The sequence below is a fragment of the Candidatus Chryseobacterium colombiense genome (assembly GCA_029203185.1).
GTDB lineage: Bacteria > Bacteroidota > Bacteroidia > Flavobacteriales > Weeksellaceae > Chryseobacterium > Chryseobacterium colombiense.
Map to the genome: position 1 here is coordinate 3,862,033 of CP119310.1, position 20,425 is coordinate 3,882,457.

A 20,425-nucleotide genomic window follows, 5' to 3' on the forward strand; every position below is an offset into this window, starting at 1 on the left:
CATACAATTATCATTTATGACCACTTTTGGCTATTAATATTAATAAACAAATAGAGTTAGAGTTTATCATATTACCTTACGGTTTTCCGTAGTTAAAGTGTATTCTAATTATTGTTTAATATAGCCAAAGTGGATAAAAAAGAGTATCAAGTTGCAATAGGAAAGCGTATAAAACAGCTTAGAGAAAAGAAAAATATTTCTCAAGTTGAATTGGCGGCTTTATGCAACTTTGAAAAGTCTAATATGTCCAGGTTGGAAGCAGGAAATACCAATCCTACTGCATATACTTTGCATATTATTGCTCAAAAGTTAGAAATTGAAACCTTTGAGATTCTAAAGTTCAAAAGTTTATCTGAATAAGTTTTAGCTATTTATACATATCCTTTTATCAAACCTGGATAAAGGAAATCTTGTATTTTGTTGATGTTAAAGCAATCATGCATACTTATATCTCCAGGTATCTGCGAGTATAGATAACAAAATTGTGAAGATTTTCGCACCAAACTTGGAGTTGATATATTTTATATATCCAGGTGCAGTCTAAGGTTTTTTAAATTCTTCTGCACATTTTTTCCTTACACTATATATAAAAGGAAATTTTGTACAGCTAAAAAAATAAAAATGTCCAGATTCTACCTGAACCTATATATGATTCTACAGTAAAATTTGGACATTTTAGGAAATTTAATCAGCCATTGATAAGTTACCTGGAGCTGAATATACTTTAGAAAAGGTAAGCTCTTCTGCTCTGTAAACATACCTATGGGACAATGTAATGATTTCTCCTGTGTCTTGAATAGTGTATTCATAAGGCTCACACTCTTCCTTTACAATTGAACCAGGAAATTCTGAGCTAATTAAAGATTTACAGGTTTCTTCATCGAATGTAGATGTAATAGTGGCTTTCTTAGAGGTGGCATAATACATTCCTGTAGTTTTGCTTAATACCATTTCAATACCTCCTGAAACTTCAAGTACAAAGAACTCCTTGTTCTCTGCTACTCTTCTTTTGTAATTGATAATTCTTACCATTGTTTTTGATTTTGAGTTAGAAATAACACCACAAGAACTGAATTATACAGCACAAACAAACCCAGCTTTCAACTTGAATTTATAATTGTTTCTGTAAAATTTTTATATTCTTATAAATGGTGGGGAGAGGTTTTCCTTTCCTAAAGATGAGTGGGGGTTATTATAAGGGGATTTGCTCTTGAAGAATTTTTTTCAAGATTTTTTTTTAGTAAAAAAAATCACTGATTTTGAGTACTTTTAAAAATTAGAAGAAACAATGACTAATTTATATTATGAATGGTGAAATAAAAAATAAAATATCAATTCTAAAAGAAGCTATAGTTACGGACAGATTGGTAATCTTTGCTGGTTCAGGAATATCTCTTGATTCAGGACTTCCTCTTTGGGGAAGTTTGCTTGAAGGAATAAAGAAGAATTTAAATGAAGAAATTAGAGGTGATGATGCACTAAAAATAGCTCAATTACTCTATAATGAAAAAGGAGAGAAAGAATATTACGATATAGTAAAAGAACTGCTATATAAAGACAGTACTGAAAAATATAATAATCTTCATGAAATGATTTTTAAATTAAATCCGCAACATATTATTACAACTAATTATGATAATTTCTTTGAACAAATTATAGAAAATGAAGGATTAGATTTTTCTGTTGTGGTGAAAGATGAAGATTTACCTTATGCAAAGTTTAAAAATTTATTGATAAAGTATCATGGCGACTTTGAAAATCATAATATTGTTTTAAAAGAAAATGATTATTTAGAGTTCTCTAAACTCAATACATTAAAAGAAATTTTTGTTAAATCTCTTTTTAGCAATAAAATAATCCTCTTTATAGGTTATAGTTTTTCGGATATTAATTTAAAAATTTTAAGTAGAGAAATTCAATATATTCTGAAAAAACATCACCAACGAGCATATCTAATTAATATTTCTGATAGCATATCTCAAACTGAAAAACTTTATTACGAAAATTTAGGTATTAATATCATTAACTATAATCAAGCAAAAAAAGAAATAAATGATTTAGAGAATTTTGGAGATGATAAAATCAACCTTTCTAATAAAAGTAAAAAAGTTTTCCAACTATTAAATTATATCAAACAGTTTGATTTATATAAGCATAAGAATAATTGTGGAGATAAGTTGAACAGACAGCAAATAATAGATGAACTTTACAATTCATTAATTAGATTTAGATATTTTAAAATATTGCCTTCTACATTTATTACAAATTTATACCCTATTAATAAAGGGAATAAAAACGATTCAGGAGAATCCAACTTAATGGGCAATGTTTTAACTTGTTTTAATGAAGAACTATATAATATAATTGAAGAATATAAAGGCTATGATGATAAAAATTTCACGGAAGATGAAAGAGATAAGTTAAACTTTATTTTGAACAGATTTTTATTTTCTGGTATTTATGATATTGCAAAGCCGACTCAAAGACCTGATAGTTTTTGTTTTTATTCTTCAGATAGAAAAACAAAAATTGATTTGTTCGAAAAGATTAAAAAAAACGAAAGCTGTGACTGTATTAATTGTTGTATAGATAAATTTGATTTTAATAAAGCAATTATTAAATTGAATAATTACACGATTACTGAAAATTCAGACCTCGCAGAAGATCTTTCTTATGCCTATGGATTTGTTCAATTGAATGATTTTTATAAAGCATACATTTCTTACAAACAAATTTTAGTAAAGGCAAATAAGCTTAAAAAACTTGAAGTTTCATTTCTTGCAAAGTTCAACATGTATAGACTTGGTAAAAAGTCTCATTTTATGTATGGTGGAACTATAGATGAAAAAGAAATAGATGAAATAAGAGCTGAGACTAAAAATATTGATATCGATTCGGAATTAAATAAGGTAAAATATTTTGTTGATAAAGAGGTTTTCGAATTTTTAAGAGAAATAAAAAATGGTATCTATATTCAGAATCTTTGTGATGAAATTGATGGAATATACAATGATATTCCGAAAACAAAATCTATTATTGAAAATGGAGGTAGTGCTTCAAACTCCAATATAAATAATTTATATAAATCTAATTTAAATTTGAAAAATTTCATTGAAGACAATTTTATTATTGGTAATGGGTATTCAATGATCTCCACTGCATTTCAAAAATCAATAAATGCTTTTCTTGTGGGGTACTCAATTAAGTTTGTAAAAAGAGAAGAACGAAATTATCCTAACTTTGGAAGTCCTCATTTAAATTATTTTAATCATTTCCTAATAAGATTTATTATAAGTGAAGCAAAGCATGAAGATTTCTTCAAATCAATAAATGATAATCAATTAAAAGAAATTGAAATCTGCGAAGAAGAAATAAATAAAATTATCAATGATTTTTCTAACTTTTTTTCGTCATCATTTACTGAAAGTAATTTTTGGGGACCTTCAATATCTGAAAACAACATTTTTAAAGGTAAGTTATTCGCAGATAATGATTTTTCAGATATTATGCGAAGTATTCTAAATAATATTCTAATTGTAATGGCATATTTCAAATTCCCAAAAGAAAGTTCGAATGTGTTACTTGAAAAATTATATTATTTTATAAAATTTATAAAATTTCCTGAAAGGAGATTTGAGTATAGATATCTGAGAAACATCTTAGTTGAAAAGCAGGATGAAATAGATGTAGAAATTGTAAAAAAAATATTGGAAATTTATCTTGAGCAGAAAAAATATGATGCGAATTTCCTACAAATATTAGAATTCATAAGAATAAAGGATGATAATTTTTTATTGAATAATTTTGATATAACACAATTTAACTTCAATGAAAATTATGGTGAATTCAATATTATATATAAAGTCTTAAGTGAAGAAAATAAGATAATTTTCAAAACACAATTGCACAAATATTTAGTAAGTGACAACAACTCTCCCAATGAATACTCATATTTTTTAGCATTCCAAAATGAAATGTTTGATGAAAATAGTGATGTATTTACTACATATCTAAACCTTATTAAAGAATATTTAAAAAACAGAGAGAATAATGACCATTTAAATGGTTATAAGGATTATTCAATTTTGAACTTTTTTTATCTCATTTATACAAAAAAAATAAATAAAAAATACGTAAATAGAATATCAATAAAAAACAACTACTTTAAATTTCTTTTAAATTTATCTAAATACCCTTCGGTACTGTTTAATCCCTTATGGCTAAAACATGACACTTCTGATGTTTATATTAATGAATTTAAAAAAGTTCCTTACATTCAAACTATTTTAAAGGATTATCTTACAAATAATGAAGATGAAGAGCTAATGAAAATTTATTTTAAATTAATAAAATAATAAAATTTATATTCGACGAATATCTATTAACACAAATTCCTAATATTATAAATTCATCACTACAAAAAACAATTAACTATGATTAACGAACTTAGAGAACATATTAATGGATATTGGGAATCTACTAATATTGCTCCATATTCTATAAATGACAATAAAAAAATAACTATCGAAATAAATGAAAGCCCCAATTGGTCCAAACTGGCAATTATTGTTAATGATAAGTCTGAAATGTTTTATGCTATAAAGCTTATAAAAACTCTTCAAGATTCTGAAAATACAACTTTAAGATTACATTTTAAAGTTTATAACTCTAATGAAGTTCCTGAAAATATTGATGAGGTTATTTTAGAGTGTAAAACATTTATATCTCAGTCACCAATGCAGATGGTTTGTAAACTGAATTTTGAAGGATCCAATAGATTTAGATTATATACAAAAATAGAATAGAATGGCCAAAATGATTCCTCATATACTTGTTGGAACAGAAAATGAGGAAGAGAAAAGAAGTATTAAGAAATTATCCAAAATTATATTTAATACCCTTTCAAGTAAATTACGGTAATCCATAAAATAAATTAAATAAGATTATATAAATTTGTTAAAAACTAATACTGAGCGTCTTCCGTAAAAAATGAAGGAGAACTCAATAAACCATAAAACTGAAATATGTTTGATAATATATACTTTCTGGGGGGAATACATTGCTCAGGTAAAGGTACTACAGCTGAAAAAATACTTTCTAAATCAAGCTTAATCCATCTTGAAGCGAGTAAAGTTTTGAAATGGGAAGATATTAGCAATAGAGAAAATAAGAAAGTTAATAATATCACTTTTACACAAAATAAACTTGTTGTTAATTTAGAAAAAATTGTGACTAATGATAATCAATTCCTTTTGGATGGTCATTATTGTCTTATTAATAAGCAAGACGAAATTGAAAAAGTTACCCTCGAAACTTTTGAAAAGATCAATCCTATATCATTAAGCATAAAAATTGATGAACCAACTGAGATAAAAAAAAGGTTGGAACAAAGAGACTCTAAATTTTATGATTTAGACTTCTTAATTCATTTTCAAGATGAAGAAGTGAAATACGCAAAATTCTTAGCTGACTATCTTAAAAAACCTTTATTCATTTTAAATCAAGACCTTGAAAATTTATTAAAACATATTAAAGATGAAAATCCTTCTTGACACTAATATAATCATTCACAGAGAAGCAAATAAAGCTCATAGACCAGAAATAGGAACATTATTTAAATGGATTGATAATCTAAAATACTCTAAATATATACATCCCATAACCATTGAAGAATTAAATAGGTTTAGGGATAATGATGCAAAAGAAACTATGAGCATCAAAGTTGAAAACTATAATCAAATCAGGTATTTAGCTCCTTTTAAAGAAAATATTTCTAAAATAAGCACTGAATTTGACAAGGATTTGAATGACAAAAATGATACTAAAATCTTAAATGAGATATTTGAAAATCGCATAGATATTCTTATTTCAGAAGATAAAAAGATTCATAAAAAAGCAGAAGCTTTAAATATTAATGACAGAGTATTTACTATTCAAAAATTTCTTGAAAAGGTTACGGCTGAAAATCCCAGTTTAGTTCCATATGATATATTAGCTGTTAGGCAAGCTGATTTCGGACAAATTGATTTATCTGATCCTTTTTTTGATTCTTTCAAACAAGATTATTCTGAATTTGAGTGGTGGTTCAACAAAAAGACAGAAAATCCATGTTACATATGTAATAGCGACGGTATTTTATCTGCATTTCTCTTTATTAAAGTAGAAGATAAAGGCGAAGATTATTCAAATATTACTCCTGTATTTAAAACTAAAAGAAGGCTGAAAATAGGGACATTAAAGGTTACTGGAAATGGATATAAAATTGGTGAAAGATTTTTAAAAATAGTGTTTGACAATGCATTTCAGTATAAAGTTGATGAAATTTACGTAACTATTTTTGATAAAAGACCTGAACAAATACAACTAATTGAAATGTTAGAAGAATGGGGATTCATCTATCACGGGATAAAAACTACATCAAATGGAGAGGAGAAAGTTTATTTTAAACCTTTCTCTAAAAAAAATATAATTGATATCAATAATCCAAGAATTAGCTTTCCTTTTTTCTCAAAAGAGACTAATAAATATATTATTAAAATAGAACATCAATATCATACTGAACTATTTCCAGATAGTATAAATACAAAGGAGGATAAAACTCTTTATCAAGAAAATGCCCCTCACAGAAACAGGATTGGAAAAGTATATATCTCTCACTCTCCACAACGAAATTTAAAATCTGGAGACATATTTTTAGTTTACAGGATTGGAGAAACTGATCCAAAAATTCATTCCAGTACAATTACATCAATTTGTATTGTCGAAGGTATAAAGACTGATTTTAAAAATTTTGACGATTTTTTTAATAGCTGTAATAGAAGAACATTAATAAATAAGGAGGACTTACTAAATAAGTGGTGGAATAAAAAAGGAGACTATAAACCATTTATTATTAATTTTTTACATGCTTTTTCCTTTCCTACTCCCAAGCCCACTTTAAAAAATTTAATTGATATAGGAGTATTAGAAAATCCAAGCAGTTTAGGTATAGGATTCTACAAGTTGAATGACGAACAGTTTAAAAAAATAGTTAAATTCGCATATAGAAATATTGGAAAATGAAAGTAGTATTGTCGATTAAACCTGAATTTGCGAAGAAAATTTTTGAAGGAACTAAAAAATTCGAGTTTAGAAAATCTATTTTTAAAAACAAAGACGTAGAAACTGTAATTGTTTATGCATCTTCACCTGTGCAAAAGGTTATTGGAGAATTTGACATAGAACATATTATTAAAGATAAGTTAGATGAATTGTGGGAATTAACACATATGCATGCTGGTATTACAGAAGAATATTTTTATGAATATTTTCAAGATAAAGACTCAGGATTTGCCATAAAAATTAAGGAATTTAGAAAGTATAAAATACCGAAAGATTTAAAAGAAGATTTTAATCTTCTTCCTCCACAGTCTTTTTCCTATTATTTTAAGGATGATAGGCCTAAAAACGCCAAAAATGAATAAAAATAAAAATCTTTTAAAAAAATTAGCAAAAAAGAGAGAAAGAAAAAGATTAAAAAGAAAAAGGAAAAAAAAATATTCTCCCACATCTAATATTAAGATTAAAATTTATAGAAGTGCTATAAAAAATGATCAATATATTATAAGAAATAATTCGTCAAATTTAAACGAATTTTTAGTATCTACTGGGTTTGTATTCCCTTTCGAAGACTGTTTGTATGATATAAAGATACCCGAAATCTTTAGTTTTGAAAACAACAATTTAGAGACAAGGGCAATTTTTAGTAAGATAATTAATAGTATAATTCAATGCAAAGAAGATAAAGTCTTAATTGATTTTTCGTTTTGTAAAGAAATTGATGAAGAAACTATTTTCTTTTTAAATATTATATTAACGGAATTGAAAAACTATTCTGATAAACTTAATAGAAAATTAACTATAAAAAACCAATCTTTTAGTATTTTAATTAGAAATTCTATTCATAGTAAGGTAAATAGGATGCTCTTTCTATATAAAAGTATAAAAGATTTTGATTTGCAAGATTTTAATATCTCTCAAGATGAAATTCCATTCCAACATTTAGGCTATTTAAAAGGGACTAAATCAAAAAAACATTATTTAGAAAATAAAAAAGATGTTTATACTACAAAAATAGTAAACTACTTAAATGAATGTCTTGGATTAAGTAAATATTGTTTTACTGAAGGTGGAAGAAATGATTTAGAAGGTATAATTTCCGAGATTCTTAATAATGCAGAGGATCACAGTCCTCTCAATACTTACTATGTAACATCAACATTTTCGGTTAATAATATTTCTGAAAATAGTGAAGATTTGGTAGGAGTTTTAAATATTAATGTTTTAAATTTTGGATATTCATTTTATGATGGTTTGGAAGGTAGTAAACATGAGAATAATCAAATGTATGGTCTAATAGAAGAAAAACAAAAAAAAGATAATTTCAAAGCTTTTAGTAGGGAAAATATATTTACCTTACTCGCTTTACAAGAAGGAATTAGCCGCCTAAAGTACGAGGATCAAAGTAGAGGAACGGGAACAATGAAATTTATTGGCAGCTTTATGGAACTCGGAGATTTTGAAGATATAGACAAAGGCTTCATTCCGTTTTTAAAAATTTATAGTGGTAATACATTGTTAATTTGTTCAAATAAGTATAAACCCTATATACAAAATGACTCATATTTATTATCTTTGAACACGGAAAATGATTTGAATTGCGAGCCAGATAAGAATAATCTTCTTACATTGGATAGTAAATTTCCTGGAACAATGATTTCAGTAAAGATTTACTTAAATGAAAAACATTTAAACAAAAAATTAAAAAAAAATGACAATGGAAATTAATTTAGGAGATTTTAAAAACTCTTATAGTTCAGTTTTCACAGGACGTCCACAAGGAAAATTAGCAAGACAAAAGTTAAACTTAGATAAAATAGACAATAGTTCTGAAGTTATTTATGTTATAATCCCGGATGGGGTATCATCTATAAATCCATCTTTTTTTTTAGGATTGTTTTTTGATAGTTACAAAAAATTAAAAGACAAATTTAACACAAAATATAAATTTAAATTTCTAAGTAATAATCCTGAAACTATTAATGTTTTACAAGAAAACATTAATGATGCATTAAGAAATGCACATAATTCAGTTAATGTGGATTTTAACAATTTATTTAAGCTGTGAAACTGTTACTTCTAAGTACTGTAGCAGATACTGAACTAAGCTTAAAGGACTATTTTCCTTTAATTGGTTCTTCAATAGTTATTATACTTTTCATTATAGAAAGAATTTTAAGCTATGGAATAAGAAAAAAAGAGAGAAAAACTAATTGGTATTATAAAGTATTTATAGATCCAAATATTGAAAAAATCAACTCTTTTTTTGACAATACTAAACAAACTTATGTAGAATCTTCAAAAGAAATAAAGTCTTGTTTGACAAGACCTAATATTTTAGATTATAAATCTCATGAAATAGGTAAGTTTCAAACTCTCAAAAGAGATTTTGAAAATGACATTTTACTTCCTATTATCTCAAGCTATCAGGAAATAGGAAATAGCTTGACAGAGGAACTATTAAACTTAGAGGATGTATATGCAGAATGTATGGATAAGATTCATGGCGATGAAACTTATCAAAGTGAATTTTCTAAGAAACTTTCTGAAAGAAAAGCTCAGTTTTTTAAAATGTTATTTAAACCTATTAATAAATAACCCACCAATTAAAAAAAATGAGCCATTTTCAGGCTCACTTTCTAACTCAAAAACCAACGATAATCAGAATTATCATTGAGACTTTGTTGAATACCTTTAGTAAAATCAAAAGCATTCAAATTTCTATCTAAAAACGTATCTATATAACTACTTTTATTGGCTTGTGTAAAGAGATTGTAGAGATTCCAAAGGTTTATATCTCCAGCATTATCTCTACAAAAACTTTCATCTTCATAATAATCTTTAGTAATGGTATTAATATGACCATCAGTAAATTGAAGCATTGGTATCTTTAATTTCTCTTTTTTAGGTAAATGCTGATATAACCTTGTTCGACCTAATAATTGAGCAAACTGATGTTCAGTTAATGAATAGTCAGCAAATTGTTTCATTTCGGATAAATGTTTCTCCGCATTATAATTGTTAAGTACCTGGAAAAGTTTAGATTGTAGTTCTTCATAGGAGCTTACTTTTAAATCGTCAACAAACCCATCACTCCAAACACAAAGATTACAGCATACTTTATTCTGAAAACCAACAAAAAATTTAAACTTTTCAAAAGTCTTCTTATTATACAAATTTTCCTGATTATAAGCTCTAACTCCGCCAATTGTCAGTGATAGCTCATTACCATTAATATTATCTGTAATGGTTGGAATTTTAATGATAAAAGCCATTCTTTCATAATAAATAGTTTTCTCATGCTCTAATAAATCTTTTACATTCTTATGAATAGCACCTGGAGTCCTACCTTTAATTTGATGAGAAACCCTTATTTCAGGTTCACTGATAGAATGGTTAGGAAATACATTAGAAATACAATTTTGAGAGATTTCTATAAACTCCTGATGACTGATTGTTTTTTCATTATCCTTGCTGAATACTGGTATGATACAGTCATTTTTTAAGTGTTGTAAATTAATTTCCTGTGTATTGGCTTCTATAAAAGATTTATGAACACATTCATTTTGGCTTTGTAAGGAATCTGAGTAGATTTTTGCCTTACCTGGAGTTGGAATATATTTATCATCTCCAGGTACCTTTTTAATTTGTGTAGTGTTGGCAGGTCTTAAATCACAAGCCTGCTCTAATGTAGCAGGCTTAATGTGTCTTAGTGTGTCCATTTGTTGAATAATTTTTAGGATTTGATAATTGTATTAAGAAACTCTTTTTCTCTTCATAATGAGATTTAAGATTTTCTTGAAATTCAGGATATTGTTTGTACAAAGCCAGTAATTTAGCAATATTATTACAATACTGGATTTGTTGTATCACTTGCTGTTCATTAAGAATATTTTGGTTTCCAGGTACGCCACTATTGCACCAATCTAAAATCAGCTTTCCTGTTAATTCATTTATCTGAAATTCAGGTTTTCCCATGAATAAGCCAGTTCTGTCTTTACTTGATACAGCAAAATGCTTAATGTCAATATCAAAAACCAAAGTAAATTCATAATCCAATCCATCTCTTTGAACTGATTTCAGACCTACTTTTTCAGGAATGTATTTACCGTCTTTTTGGTTCAATACATAGTCCTGTTTAGTTCTCATAGTGGTAATAATATGAGCATTGGCTTGAAGAATTTTATCTACAAATGCCTTTTGTCTTGGTGTAACTTTTGCCCAGTTGGTAAAGCTGTTTCCCGCTAATTTAGAATGAAAATCTAATAGTTCATCCCATTCATGAGATATTGAATCTATAATAATGACTTCCATTCCTGCTTTTTCACAAACTTCAATAGCTTTAATATAATTCTCAGGTGTGAATGGTGGTGTCATTGTCAGAACATTGTAATTACCCAAATGAGCATATAAATCAGCACTTCCATTTTCTGTATCAATTACAGCTACTTTTGACAAATCATCATTTGTCATTCCTTTTGCTATGAGCAAGGATGAATAAGTCTTTCCTGTTCCACTTGCACCTTGCAGAGCCATTTTAATTTTAGCTCTCTTTCTTTCGCTTTGTCTTAAATGCATAATATTTTTTGTTTAATGGTTAATTATAAAAATTAATTTCTTCAATTATTTGAAGTATATACTTTTCCAGGTACCTGCCAAAAAAGAGAAAACCAACCTCAATATTTTTGAGATTGGTTTTGAAAAATGTCCAAATTTTACTGTAAAGTCTTATATAGTAAAATAGAAAAAATAGACATTATTTAATATTTTCCATAAAAAGGGTCATTTGAATATTCATCAATTACATCTTCTTGTCCCCATTGAATATTACCTGATTGAAGTAACCAAGCATTATCTATTGAGTAAACTAAATTAATGTACTCCTCTTTCTTAGGAAAATCAAATAATTCAAATTTCAACACTTTTATAGGTTCAGGATCACTATCTGTAGAAATTCTTGTGATAGTTGTTTTTTTGAAAAATAAATCTTTTAAAAGTTTATATATTGGTACTAAATCTTTAGATTTTTGTAAAAAACTAAATGCTTGAATGTTTTTGTCAAATTTTTTAATATTCTCAATTATAGTTAATAATTCAATTTGATGCTCAGTTTTGAAATTAATATCCTTGTCAATAGGTAAATGTTCAACTCTTCTTTTACTTAGAATTACATATTCTTTTAATAAAATTTCTCGATAAGCAAAAAGTCTTTTATAATTTGAAATTAAATTCTTCTCCTCATCTTTTAAATTTTGAGGAATAGTATCAATTTCATTGGAATATAGCATTGCTAACCTTAAATATGTTTCTTTAGAAATGTCAACATCATTAGGTGTTTTCTTTTTCCATCTATTATTTTCTATAATATATTCAAATCCATCAGGTTTATAAACAATCTTTTTGATGTCAAAATTAAAAGGTCGTTTATATCTTTGAATAAAGGAAATAACCTGCTTTTCAAAATAAGAATTTCTATATTGACCAATAAAATTGTAATCATCTTTATCTGATGATTTGAAATAAATATTATTAGAAAATAATGATGAACGAAATTTCATTAAAGAATCTTTATCGGAATGCATATTGAAAAATGCACTTGCAGAAAAAACAGATTTGTAGTATTTATCAAGGGTATTTTGAACATATCCTTCTGATATGAATAATGATGAAGTTTTAATAATGCTTTTTAATCTACAATTTACAAACTGATTGTTCCAAGCTGCCCAATAAACATAATCTGAAAGATTTTTACCAAATATTTCATAGTAGCTTCTGTAAAATTTCTCTCCATCTGTTAGTTTATATTTTTCATAATTAGGGAATACAGGTACAATACTGATGTTATTAGAATCAACAAACTTTTCTCCACTTTCTTGATTCTCTCTCAGATTGGCATAAAAGAACCTTAATAATGAATCTTGAGAATTTATATTATAGTATTTAGCATGATTATTTTCGTCATCAAAAGGCAAATAGTCTAAACTTGTAGCTTTGATATAATTTTCAGGTAATTCAGGTACTTTAATGAGTTTGTCTGGAGAGGGCATAATTATATAAATATTAGCCTTTATTCTTGGTCTTGCAACAGCTTGAACAACATTAAATATACCTTCGAAAAATATTCCTAATTGTCTTCTATTCTTAATATCCGAATATGCTGATTTTGGTGGTAGAATAATAAAATAAGCACAATTTTTATCCTCTATACTAATTCCAGTTTTAAAAACAGTACCAATGTTACAAATTTTTTCATCAAATGGTTTATTATTCTTACTTGTGCATAAATTAAATTCTCCAAATGTATCTTCTAATTTTTTTCCTAATTGTGATTTATGAATATCTTCTGCTAATCTTTTAGAATATGATAGAATATGTATTTTATCAAAATTCTTTCCTTCATCAATAAATAGTGATTCAAAAATTGGAGAATTAGCTTGGTATTGGTAACTGTCATAAATGCATAAATGCAAATCACTCAACTTTTCTTCTTCAACCTGTTGTCTTGCAGATTCAATTATCTTGATTTTTTTATCGGTTAATTCTGCAAGGTATTTAATAACCACTTTTGAAGCCTCATTGAATGTTGCACTTAATACAATGTTTTTGTGAATAACAGAGTTCCATTTAAAAAGATTAAAAATTAAGGATTCTTTAAAATTATGAATTGATTCATGAATCTCATCTAAAATCAATATTACTTTTTTCCCATTATCTTTTGCATAATTTATTAGAGATTCAAAATATTCTCTTTTTATATCAGACTGTTTAAGAGCAATATCTCCAGAGTTCCCAAGTAAGCTGTTTATGGTAATAAGCTGTATAGGTTTCTGATGTAAAGATTTAAAGTTTTGTTTATTTACCAAACCATTCTCAAAATCTTGATAATTAAAGATAATATTGTCGAACCCACTTTCTTTTTTAATTTTAGACTCATACTGTTCTATGAGTGATTTAAAAGGCGTTGCAATAACAACAATATAATTTTGATTTTTGTAATATCTCTCGACAAATTTTATTACTGCTGTTGTTTTGCCTTGACCAACACTTGCGTTGATGATAGTTGTATCACTTTTGTAGAGGTCAATATTATCTAATAAGGAGTTCGAAATATATCCATTAGTGGGTTTGATTACTGTTTTTCCATTGCCTTCAACTATGAAACCATCAAAATCAGATGCATTAATTTCTTTAAAGTTTATAGGTATATTGTTAAATGGTTCAACTTGAATTTGTTGCATTTTATTAGTATTGATATTAACTGTGCTGTAAAATTACTACAACACAGTTAATAAATGAAGTCATTTTAGCTTTTTACTTAATTCTATCATATAATCATTTACCTTGCTATCCATAATTTTAGCATAGTGTTCTTGTGTCATAGAAATTTTAGAGTGTCCCAATAATTCGGAGACTATTTCTATTGGAATGTCATTGTACAATAAAATAGTTGTAGCAAAGGTTTTTCTGGCAATATGATGAGTTAGTGTTTTATTTATTCCTGTTATTTCTGCAATTTCTTTTAAGTAAGAATTAAATCTTTGATTTGATATTACAGGTAAAGGATTTTCTTGCTCCAGGTACCTGTCAAGGATACCAATAGCCTTTGATAGGAGAGGAACAGAAAATTTTCTCTTTGTTTTTTGTCTGTTCATTTCTATCCATAGATTATCATCAAATTTCTTTATAATATTTTCCCTTCTAAGATTAGCCATCTCTTGGAATGCTAAACCTGTATAACAACAGAAAATAAACATGTCAGCCACTTGCTGTAATCTGTCAGAAGCAAACTTATGGTTTTCAATAGATTTTAATTCTTCCATAGATAAATAGACAATCTCTTTTTTGGGTTCTTTAGTTCTATATAATAGAAAAGGGTCTTTAACTAAATAATCCATTGCTACAGCTACTCTGATAACCTTTCTCAATCTTCCAACACTCCTATAGGTTGTTGTAGGTTTGAATTTCTTTTCAATTTTAAGGAAATATTCAAAATCCGTAATAAAGCTAAACTGCATATCTTTTAGTTTTATATCTTTTCTCCTGAACTTAGACCATAGGAAATCCTTAATATGGTTGTGTGTATTATGATACCTTTCCCAACTGTTAATGGAACATTCTATTCCTACCAAGCTTTTCATCTTGTTATTATGATAATTAAAAACATCCATTAAAGTCTTATCCTCATTGTGGGTTTCACCTTTATATTGCTTATAGATTTTCTCAGTATCAAAGTTGGATTTTTGAAGCTGAAGGAATAAAAAAGCCTGATTAATTTCATTCTTAATCAGGCTTAGTTGAGAGTTAATAAATTTATTATGCTCATTGGGTGGATGTGCTTTCTGTTTGTTATTTTTCCACTGTGATGGATTAACGAATAATCCTGCAGCAAACTGTTTTCTTTCCTCTTGATATGTTATTCTGCAAAATAATGGTGCTAAACCAGCTTTATTAATTCTGCTTTTAGAAATAACAAACAAGATATTTAACTTGTTTATTTCCATTACTTATTTAGGTTTTTAATGTATTGATTTTTAAATGCTTAATATGCAACCTCAAGAAAAAAGTTGCAACCTTTTATGCAACCTTTAAAACTGAAATTTCTGAATTGATTAAATAATGCAGTTGCAGAGACTTTAAATGTAATAAAGTATAAATACCTAAGAATAAAGGTATTGTAAAATAAAAAAGACTCATAAATCATTGATTTACAAGTCTGTTGCAGAGAGGAAGGGATTCGAACCCTCGATACAGTTACCCGTATACTACCTTTCCAGGGTAGCTCCTTCAACCACTCGGACACCTCTCTTTTTCAGATTGCAAAAATAGGGTATTTTATTGAATCTGCAAATTTTAATAAAAGATTAGTCAGAAATTTCTCCACAAAGGCTTTTGGTGAAATTTTCAGCAAAGCTTCCTTGGTAGGAAGGATTGCCAATGAGGTGCATTGCTTTTGTGATAGCGCATTCTGCCGTCATATCTTTCCCACTGATGGCTCCGATTCTTGAAAAAACATTGCTGTTTTCATACTTTCCAAACGAAATGCCTCCGGAAATACATTGACTCACCACCACAATTTCAGTTCCTTTATTTCTGATTTCCTGTAAGGTTTCCTGGGTTTTTTCATTACTGAAAATAGTTCCGGATCCAAATACCTGTAAAATCAGTACCTTCATTCTTGGGATTTCCTTAAAATGATTTAAATGCATTCCCGGAAAAATTCTCCAGAACAGAATGTCCTCCGAAATATGTTCATCTACGTGGAATTCTATAGTGGGATCGCAACGGTAAAGATTGTCTTTGATGATATTCAGGTGCACTCCGGACTGTCCCAGAATAGGATAGTTGGGACTGGAATACGCGTCAAAAAATTCGGCTGAATATTTTAAGGTCCTGTTTCCTCTTAATAATTTATATTCAAAATAGATGGCGACTTCCTGAATGACTGCTTCATTATTTTCATACAAACTTGCATAATATAAACTGGTCAGAAGATTTTCTTTGGCATCAGTTCTTAAATCCCCTATAGGAAGCTGTGAGCCTGTGAAAATAACCGGTTTTTTTAACCCTTTTAACATGAAACTTAATGCGGAAGCGGTGTAAGACATGGTGTCTGTTCCGTGCAGAACCAGAAATCCGTCGTAATGGTCATAGTTTTCGCGGATGTAATTGGCGATCATTCTCCATTCCTTTGGTCCCATATCTGATGAATCCAGGGGTTCAGCAAAAGGGTGAAGAGAAACCTCGCATTCCATCAGCTTCATTTCCGGCATTTTTTCAAAAATATTTCCGAAATCGAAAGCACGGAGACTTCCTGTTTCATAGTCTTTTTCCATACCAATGGTTCCACCGGTATATATCAGAAGGACTTTTCGTTTCATGTAACTTTTATTAAGAATTTAGACCTTTGTCGGGTTCATTCCTCAAAATTACGTTAATTTGCAAAGATTTGAAAATGAATGGAAGATTTAGTAAAAACATACGATTACCTCAAACAGTTTTTAACGGAAGAAAGATTAAGAAAAATAGAACATTTTGCTCCTGAAAGTTCAGATTTTGTACTGCCGGTTTTGGAAGATGTTTATCAGTTTAGAAATGCAGCGGCAATTGTTAGATCTACAGAAGCGTGCGCTTTTCATAAAGTAGTGGCATTGCAGGAAGAGCATAATTTTGAGCCCAATCTGAGAGTAACAAAGGGTGCAGATACCTGGGTTGAAGTAGAAAAGTTACCCCGAAATATGGAGTCTTTTCAGAAGATCAAAGACAGAGGCTATAAAATGGTTGCGGTATCGTTAGAAAATAATGCTAAATTTTTACCGGAATATGAAATCATTCAGCCGATTGCCCTGGTTTTCGGAACCGAAATGGAAGGCGTTTCGCAGGAGATTTTAGACTTTGCAGATGAGACCTTAGCGATTCCTATGTATGGTTTTACAAGAAGTTTTAATGTTTCTGTGGCGGCTTCAATCTGTTTATATGAATTGAAACAAAAACTGATGAGGTCAGGTATTGATTATAAACTTAACGAAGAAAAACTCTTGAGAATGAAAATCCGATGGGCGGTTAATTCAATGAGAAGCGGTGATCAGATTTTTGAAAAATATTTAAATGAAAATAATATTGATTTTTAAAAGTTATAATTGAAATTAAAAAGCTTTATGACAAGACTATTTTTACTGTTATTTTTTATTTCCTCAGGTTTATTCTTTGCCCAGGTAAAATTTGATACTTTGGCTTACAGAAGAATGAAAACAACTATTTCTCCCGCCATATTAGTGGGCTATCATTATGCAGGCGATGCGAGAGATAATACGGAGACTTTCAGAGCTTCACAAATGCATATCATTGAATTGGTTTTCGGAAGAGTAATTGATTACGGGGGAAACCACGGAGCATCAAAAGTGTATTATGCCGGAAGTGATTTTATCATTAACAATAGATATGGTTTTTTTATGGCTCCTAAAGTTGGGGTCAGTTCCAGTGCCGGAATTTCAATGGGAGCTGAAATGCAGTTTCAAACCAATTTTCAAAAAGTCATCCCACGCGTTATGCCTTATTTAGGATTCGGTGGAAATAGAGGAAAACTTAGTATTGGCTATAATTTCAGATTATTAAAAGCCGAAAATTTCCCAATTAACACTCTTCAGATCGGATTGACAATGCCAATAAAAAGATTTAAAGAGAAAAATTAGATCATTTTATTGTAATTCCAGGCCGCTACAAAAATTCCTGCCGTTTCCGTTCTCAGCCTTTGATTTCCTAGTGAAACAGCTTTGATCTTATTTTCGGCTAAAAAGGAAATCTCTTTTTCCGAAAAATCTCCTTCCGGGCCAATGAGAAAAGTAATATTTTCTAAATGTGGAATCTCTTTAAGCTGGATTCTCTCTAGGTTTTCATGACAATGAGCCACAAAAGTATTTTCAGGATTGATCTTTTTCAGAAAATCTGAAACCTTTATTGAGTCAGTAATGACAGGAAAATGAAAACGTAAACTTTGTTTTGAGGCTGCAATGGCCTGTTTTCTCAGCTTGTCAATATTGATATTTTTACGTTCTGTCTTTTCGGTTTGCAGGATGCTAATCTCGGAAATTCCCATTTCTACAGCTTTTTCCACAAAAAACTCGATACGGTCAATATTTTTGGTTGGAGCAATGGCAATATGAAGCCTTGGGCTGAAATCAGGAAAGTCTCTTTTTATTTCAGAAACCTCAATGTTTGCTTTTTTTCCTTCAATCACCAGTTTTCCTGAGGCGACATTCCCGTTTCCGTCTGTTACATGAATTTCCTCACCGTTTTTCATACGAAGAACCTTTACAATATGCTGTTGTTCTTCATCGTTGATGGTTACTATCTCGTTATTTATTTCTCCAAAAAAAAGTTTCATAGAAAAAGGTATTGTTTTTAAAAAAAGATCTCATTTTCGCTCAAAAATGCAACGCCTGTTTTTATCGTGGTATAAATATCACCCTCACAGTCTCTGTAAGAACACATGTAAATTTCCTCAACCCAATTATTGTTCAGGAAAATCATATTCAGATATTCATTTTTTCTTAAATTGTTTTTAATGGATAGATAATCTCCTTCTTTAGGTTCGTAAGGAAAGCTGAAAACATGCTCTGAATTTATTTTTTCCAAAACCTCTTCTTTTATATTTTGAATATATCCTGTTTCTGAACTCACCATTAAATAATCCTCGTCTTCAGCTTCGGAAATGACTTCATTTTTTCCTGTAACGGTTTCTAAAACCCAATAATATTTTGAGTTCTTTTTAGAATGTGTCCCCAGTACTTTTTCTTCCAATAATATCTTCATTATAAATCGTATTTCGCTGTCGCCGTTGTTCTGAGATCAGTAAATTCTTCCCTTTCCAATTTCAGTTGGGCAACCATGGCAATCATTGCGGCATTGTCAGTTGTGTATTCAAATTTCGGGATATAAATATTCCAGCCCAGTTTTTCATGATTGTCCTGCATCACTTTTCTTAAAGCTGAATTGGCAGAAACTCCTCCTGCAATAGCTACTTCTTTTATATTCAGATCTTTTGCTGCTTTTTCCAGTTTGTTCATTAAAATTTCAATGATGGATTTTTGAACGGAAGCACAAAGGTCATTGATATTATTCTTAATAAAATCAGGATCTTTTTTTATTTCTTTCTGGATAAAATACAGTACTGAAGTTTTAATTCCGCTAAAAGAATAATCGTAATTTTCCAGTTTTGGCTTATTAAATTTGAACGCATCAGGATTTCCCTCTTTGGCTAATCTGTCAATGATAGGACCTGCAGGATAATCCAGCTCAAATACTTTTCCAATTTTATCGAAAGCTTCGCCGGCCGCATCATCAATAGTTTTTCCGATAATTTCCATATCGAAATAATCCTTCACTAAGACGATCATCGTATGGCCTCCGCTTACAGTAAGACACAAAAATGGAAATTTAGGCGGCATAGGATTTGCATCCTCAATAAAATGTGCTAAAATGTGTGCCTGAAGGTGGTTTACCTCAATTAAAGGAACATCCAAACTCATGGCCAATGATTTTGCAAAAGATGTACCTACAAGAAGAGAGCCCAAAAGTCCGGGACCGCGTGTAAAGCCTATGGCAGAGATTGCTTTTTGTTGTATATTTGCTTTGAGTAAAGATTTTTCAACAACGGGAATGATATTTTGCTGATGTGCTCTTGATGCCAATTCAGGAACCACACCACCATATTCTTTATGAATTGCCTGATTGGCAGCAATATTAGAAAGAATAACATTTCCTTTGATAATAGCTGCTGAAGTATCGTCACAAGACGATTCGATACCTAAAATTATAGAGTCGCTCATAA

General features: G+C 28.9%; 20 protein-coding genes and 1 tRNA gene. 11 read left to right on the forward strand and 10 right to left on the reverse strand.

Going from position 1 to position 20,425, the window contains the following annotated elements; all coding sequences use genetic code 11:
• Window positions 1-129: 129 nt before the first annotated feature.
• Window positions 130-360, forward strand: coding sequence for a helix-turn-helix transcriptional regulator (locus tag P0Y62_17600; GenBank protein ID WEK69619.1), 231 nt, complete (start codon window positions 130-132; stop codon window positions 358-360).
• Between the two features lie 324 nt (window positions 361-684).
• On the opposite strand, the gene P0Y62_17605 is transcribed toward P0Y62_17600, so the two are convergent.
• Complete coding sequence (locus tag P0Y62_17605; protein WEK69620.1) at window positions 685-1,032, reverse strand: hypothetical protein; 348 nt, start codon at window positions 1,030-1,032, stop codon at window positions 685-687.
• Between the two features lie 272 nt (window positions 1,033-1,304).
• Between P0Y62_17605 and P0Y62_17610 the strand changes: the two genes are divergently transcribed.
• The 8 genes from P0Y62_17610 to P0Y62_17645 all read left to right on the forward strand — a co-directional run bounded on the left by P0Y62_17610 (window position 1,305) and on the right by P0Y62_17645 (window position 9,696).
• Complete coding sequence (locus P0Y62_17610) at window positions 1,305-4,355, forward strand: SIR2 family protein (protein WEK69621.1); 3,051 nt, start codon at window positions 1,305-1,307, stop codon at window positions 4,353-4,355.
• 78 nt (window positions 4,356-4,433) lie between these two features.
• On the forward strand, window positions 4,434-4,805 hold the full coding sequence (locus P0Y62_17615; GenBank protein ID WEK69622.1) for a hypothetical protein: 372 nt from the start codon (window positions 4,434-4,436) through the stop codon (window positions 4,803-4,805).
• A 219-nt stretch (window positions 4,806-5,024) separates the two neighbouring features.
• Window positions 5,025-5,552 carry a nucleoside monophosphate kinase gene (locus P0Y62_17620; protein WEK69623.1) on the forward strand — a complete coding sequence of 176 codons (528 nt, stop codon included), beginning with the start codon at window positions 5,025-5,027 and terminating at the stop codon, window positions 5,550-5,552.
• Complete coding sequence (locus tag P0Y62_17625; GenBank protein ID WEK69624.1) at window positions 5,536-7,062, forward strand: PIN domain-containing protein; 1,527 nt, start codon at window positions 5,536-5,538, stop codon at window positions 7,060-7,062. The genes P0Y62_17620 and P0Y62_17625 overlap by 17 nt, the downstream gene beginning before the upstream one ends.
• Entirely contained in the window at window positions 7,059-7,463 is a 405-nt protein-coding gene (locus tag P0Y62_17630) for an ASCH domain-containing protein (GenBank protein ID WEK69625.1), read from the forward strand. Before P0Y62_17625 ends, P0Y62_17630 begins: the two co-directional genes overlap by 4 nt.
• Window positions 7,456-8,826 carry a hypothetical protein gene (locus P0Y62_17635; protein ID WEK69626.1) on the forward strand — a complete coding sequence of 457 codons (1,371 nt, stop codon included), beginning with the start codon at window positions 7,456-7,458 and terminating at the stop codon, window positions 8,824-8,826. The genes P0Y62_17630 and P0Y62_17635 overlap by 8 nt, the downstream gene beginning before the upstream one ends.
• Window positions 8,816-9,166 (forward strand): hypothetical protein, encoded by a 351-nt coding sequence (locus P0Y62_17640; protein WEK69627.1) that lies wholly within the window; start codon window positions 8,816-8,818, stop codon window positions 9,164-9,166. Before P0Y62_17635 ends, P0Y62_17640 begins: the two co-directional genes overlap by 11 nt.
• Window positions 9,163-9,696 (forward strand): hypothetical protein, encoded by a 534-nt coding sequence (locus P0Y62_17645; protein WEK69628.1) that lies wholly within the window; start codon window positions 9,163-9,165, stop codon window positions 9,694-9,696. Before P0Y62_17640 ends, P0Y62_17645 begins: the two co-directional genes overlap by 4 nt.
• Window positions 9,697-9,737: 41 nt before the next feature.
• Here P0Y62_17645 and P0Y62_17650 read toward each other — a convergent pair whose 3' ends face one another.
• The 6 genes from P0Y62_17650 to P0Y62_17675 form a co-directional block, all read right to left on the reverse strand.
• Window positions 9,738-10,820 carry a DUF3871 family protein gene (locus tag P0Y62_17650; protein ID WEK69629.1) on the reverse strand — a complete coding sequence of 361 codons (1,083 nt, stop codon included), beginning with the start codon at window positions 10,818-10,820 and terminating at the stop codon, window positions 9,738-9,740.
• Window positions 10,798-11,676 carry an AAA family ATPase gene (locus P0Y62_17655; protein ID WEK69630.1) on the reverse strand — a complete coding sequence of 293 codons (879 nt, stop codon included), beginning with the start codon at window positions 11,674-11,676 and terminating at the stop codon, window positions 10,798-10,800. Before P0Y62_17655 ends, P0Y62_17650 begins: the two co-directional genes overlap by 23 nt.
• A 182-nt stretch (window positions 11,677-11,858) precedes the next feature.
• Window positions 11,859-14,336, reverse strand: a complete 2,478-nt coding sequence (locus P0Y62_17660; protein WEK69631.1) for a DEAD/DEAH box helicase family protein — start codon at window positions 14,334-14,336, stop codon at window positions 11,859-11,861.
• Window positions 14,337-14,396: 60 nt separating this feature from the next.
• A complete protein-coding gene (locus P0Y62_17665) occupies window positions 14,397-15,599 on the reverse strand; it encodes a site-specific integrase (GenBank protein WEK69632.1) in 1,203 nt (400 codons plus the stop codon).
• Window positions 15,600-15,817: 218 nt separating this feature from the next.
• Window positions 15,818-15,904, reverse strand: a tRNA-Ser gene (locus P0Y62_17670).
• A gap of 55 nt (window positions 15,905-15,959) precedes the next feature.
• Complete coding sequence (locus P0Y62_17675; GenBank protein WEK69633.1) at window positions 15,960-16,976, reverse strand: asparaginase; 1,017 nt, start codon at window positions 16,974-16,976, stop codon at window positions 15,960-15,962.
• A gap of 78 nt (window positions 16,977-17,054) precedes the next feature.
• Between P0Y62_17675 and P0Y62_17680 the strand changes: the two genes are divergently transcribed.
• Together P0Y62_17680 and P0Y62_17685 are read left to right on the forward strand one after the other, a co-directional pair.
• Window positions 17,055-17,726 carry an RNA methyltransferase gene (locus P0Y62_17680; protein WEK69634.1) on the forward strand — a complete coding sequence of 224 codons (672 nt, stop codon included), beginning with the start codon at window positions 17,055-17,057 and terminating at the stop codon, window positions 17,724-17,726.
• A 27-nt stretch (window positions 17,727-17,753) separates the two neighbouring features.
• The gene (locus P0Y62_17685; GenBank protein ID WEK69635.1) at window positions 17,754-18,287 is read left to right on the forward strand and encodes a hypothetical protein; all 534 of its coding nucleotides are present in this window, start codon (window positions 17,754-17,756) and stop codon (window positions 18,285-18,287) included.
• Here P0Y62_17685 and P0Y62_17690 read toward each other — a convergent pair.
• Genes P0Y62_17690 through tsaD form a run of 3 tightly spaced genes read right to left on the reverse strand, consistent with a single transcriptional unit; the run spans window position 18,284 to window position 20,423 of the window.
• Complete coding sequence (locus tag P0Y62_17690) at window positions 18,284-18,979, reverse strand: RsmE family RNA methyltransferase (protein WEK69636.1); 696 nt, start codon at window positions 18,977-18,979, stop codon at window positions 18,284-18,286. The two genes, P0Y62_17685 and P0Y62_17690, sit on opposite strands and share 4 nt — an antisense overlap.
• 17 nt (window positions 18,980-18,996) lie before the next feature.
• Window positions 18,997-19,407, reverse strand: coding sequence for a hypothetical protein (locus P0Y62_17695; protein ID WEK69637.1), 411 nt, complete (start codon window positions 19,405-19,407; stop codon window positions 18,997-18,999).
• The gene (gene tsaD / locus P0Y62_17700) at window positions 19,407-20,423 is read right to left on the reverse strand and encodes a tRNA (adenosine(37)-N6)-threonylcarbamoyltransferase complex transferase subunit TsaD (GenBank protein ID WEK69638.1); all 1,017 of its coding nucleotides are present in this window, start codon (window positions 20,421-20,423) and stop codon (window positions 19,407-19,409) included. Before tsaD ends, P0Y62_17695 begins: the two co-directional genes overlap by 1 nt.
• Window positions 20,424-20,425: the final 2 nt, after the last annotated feature.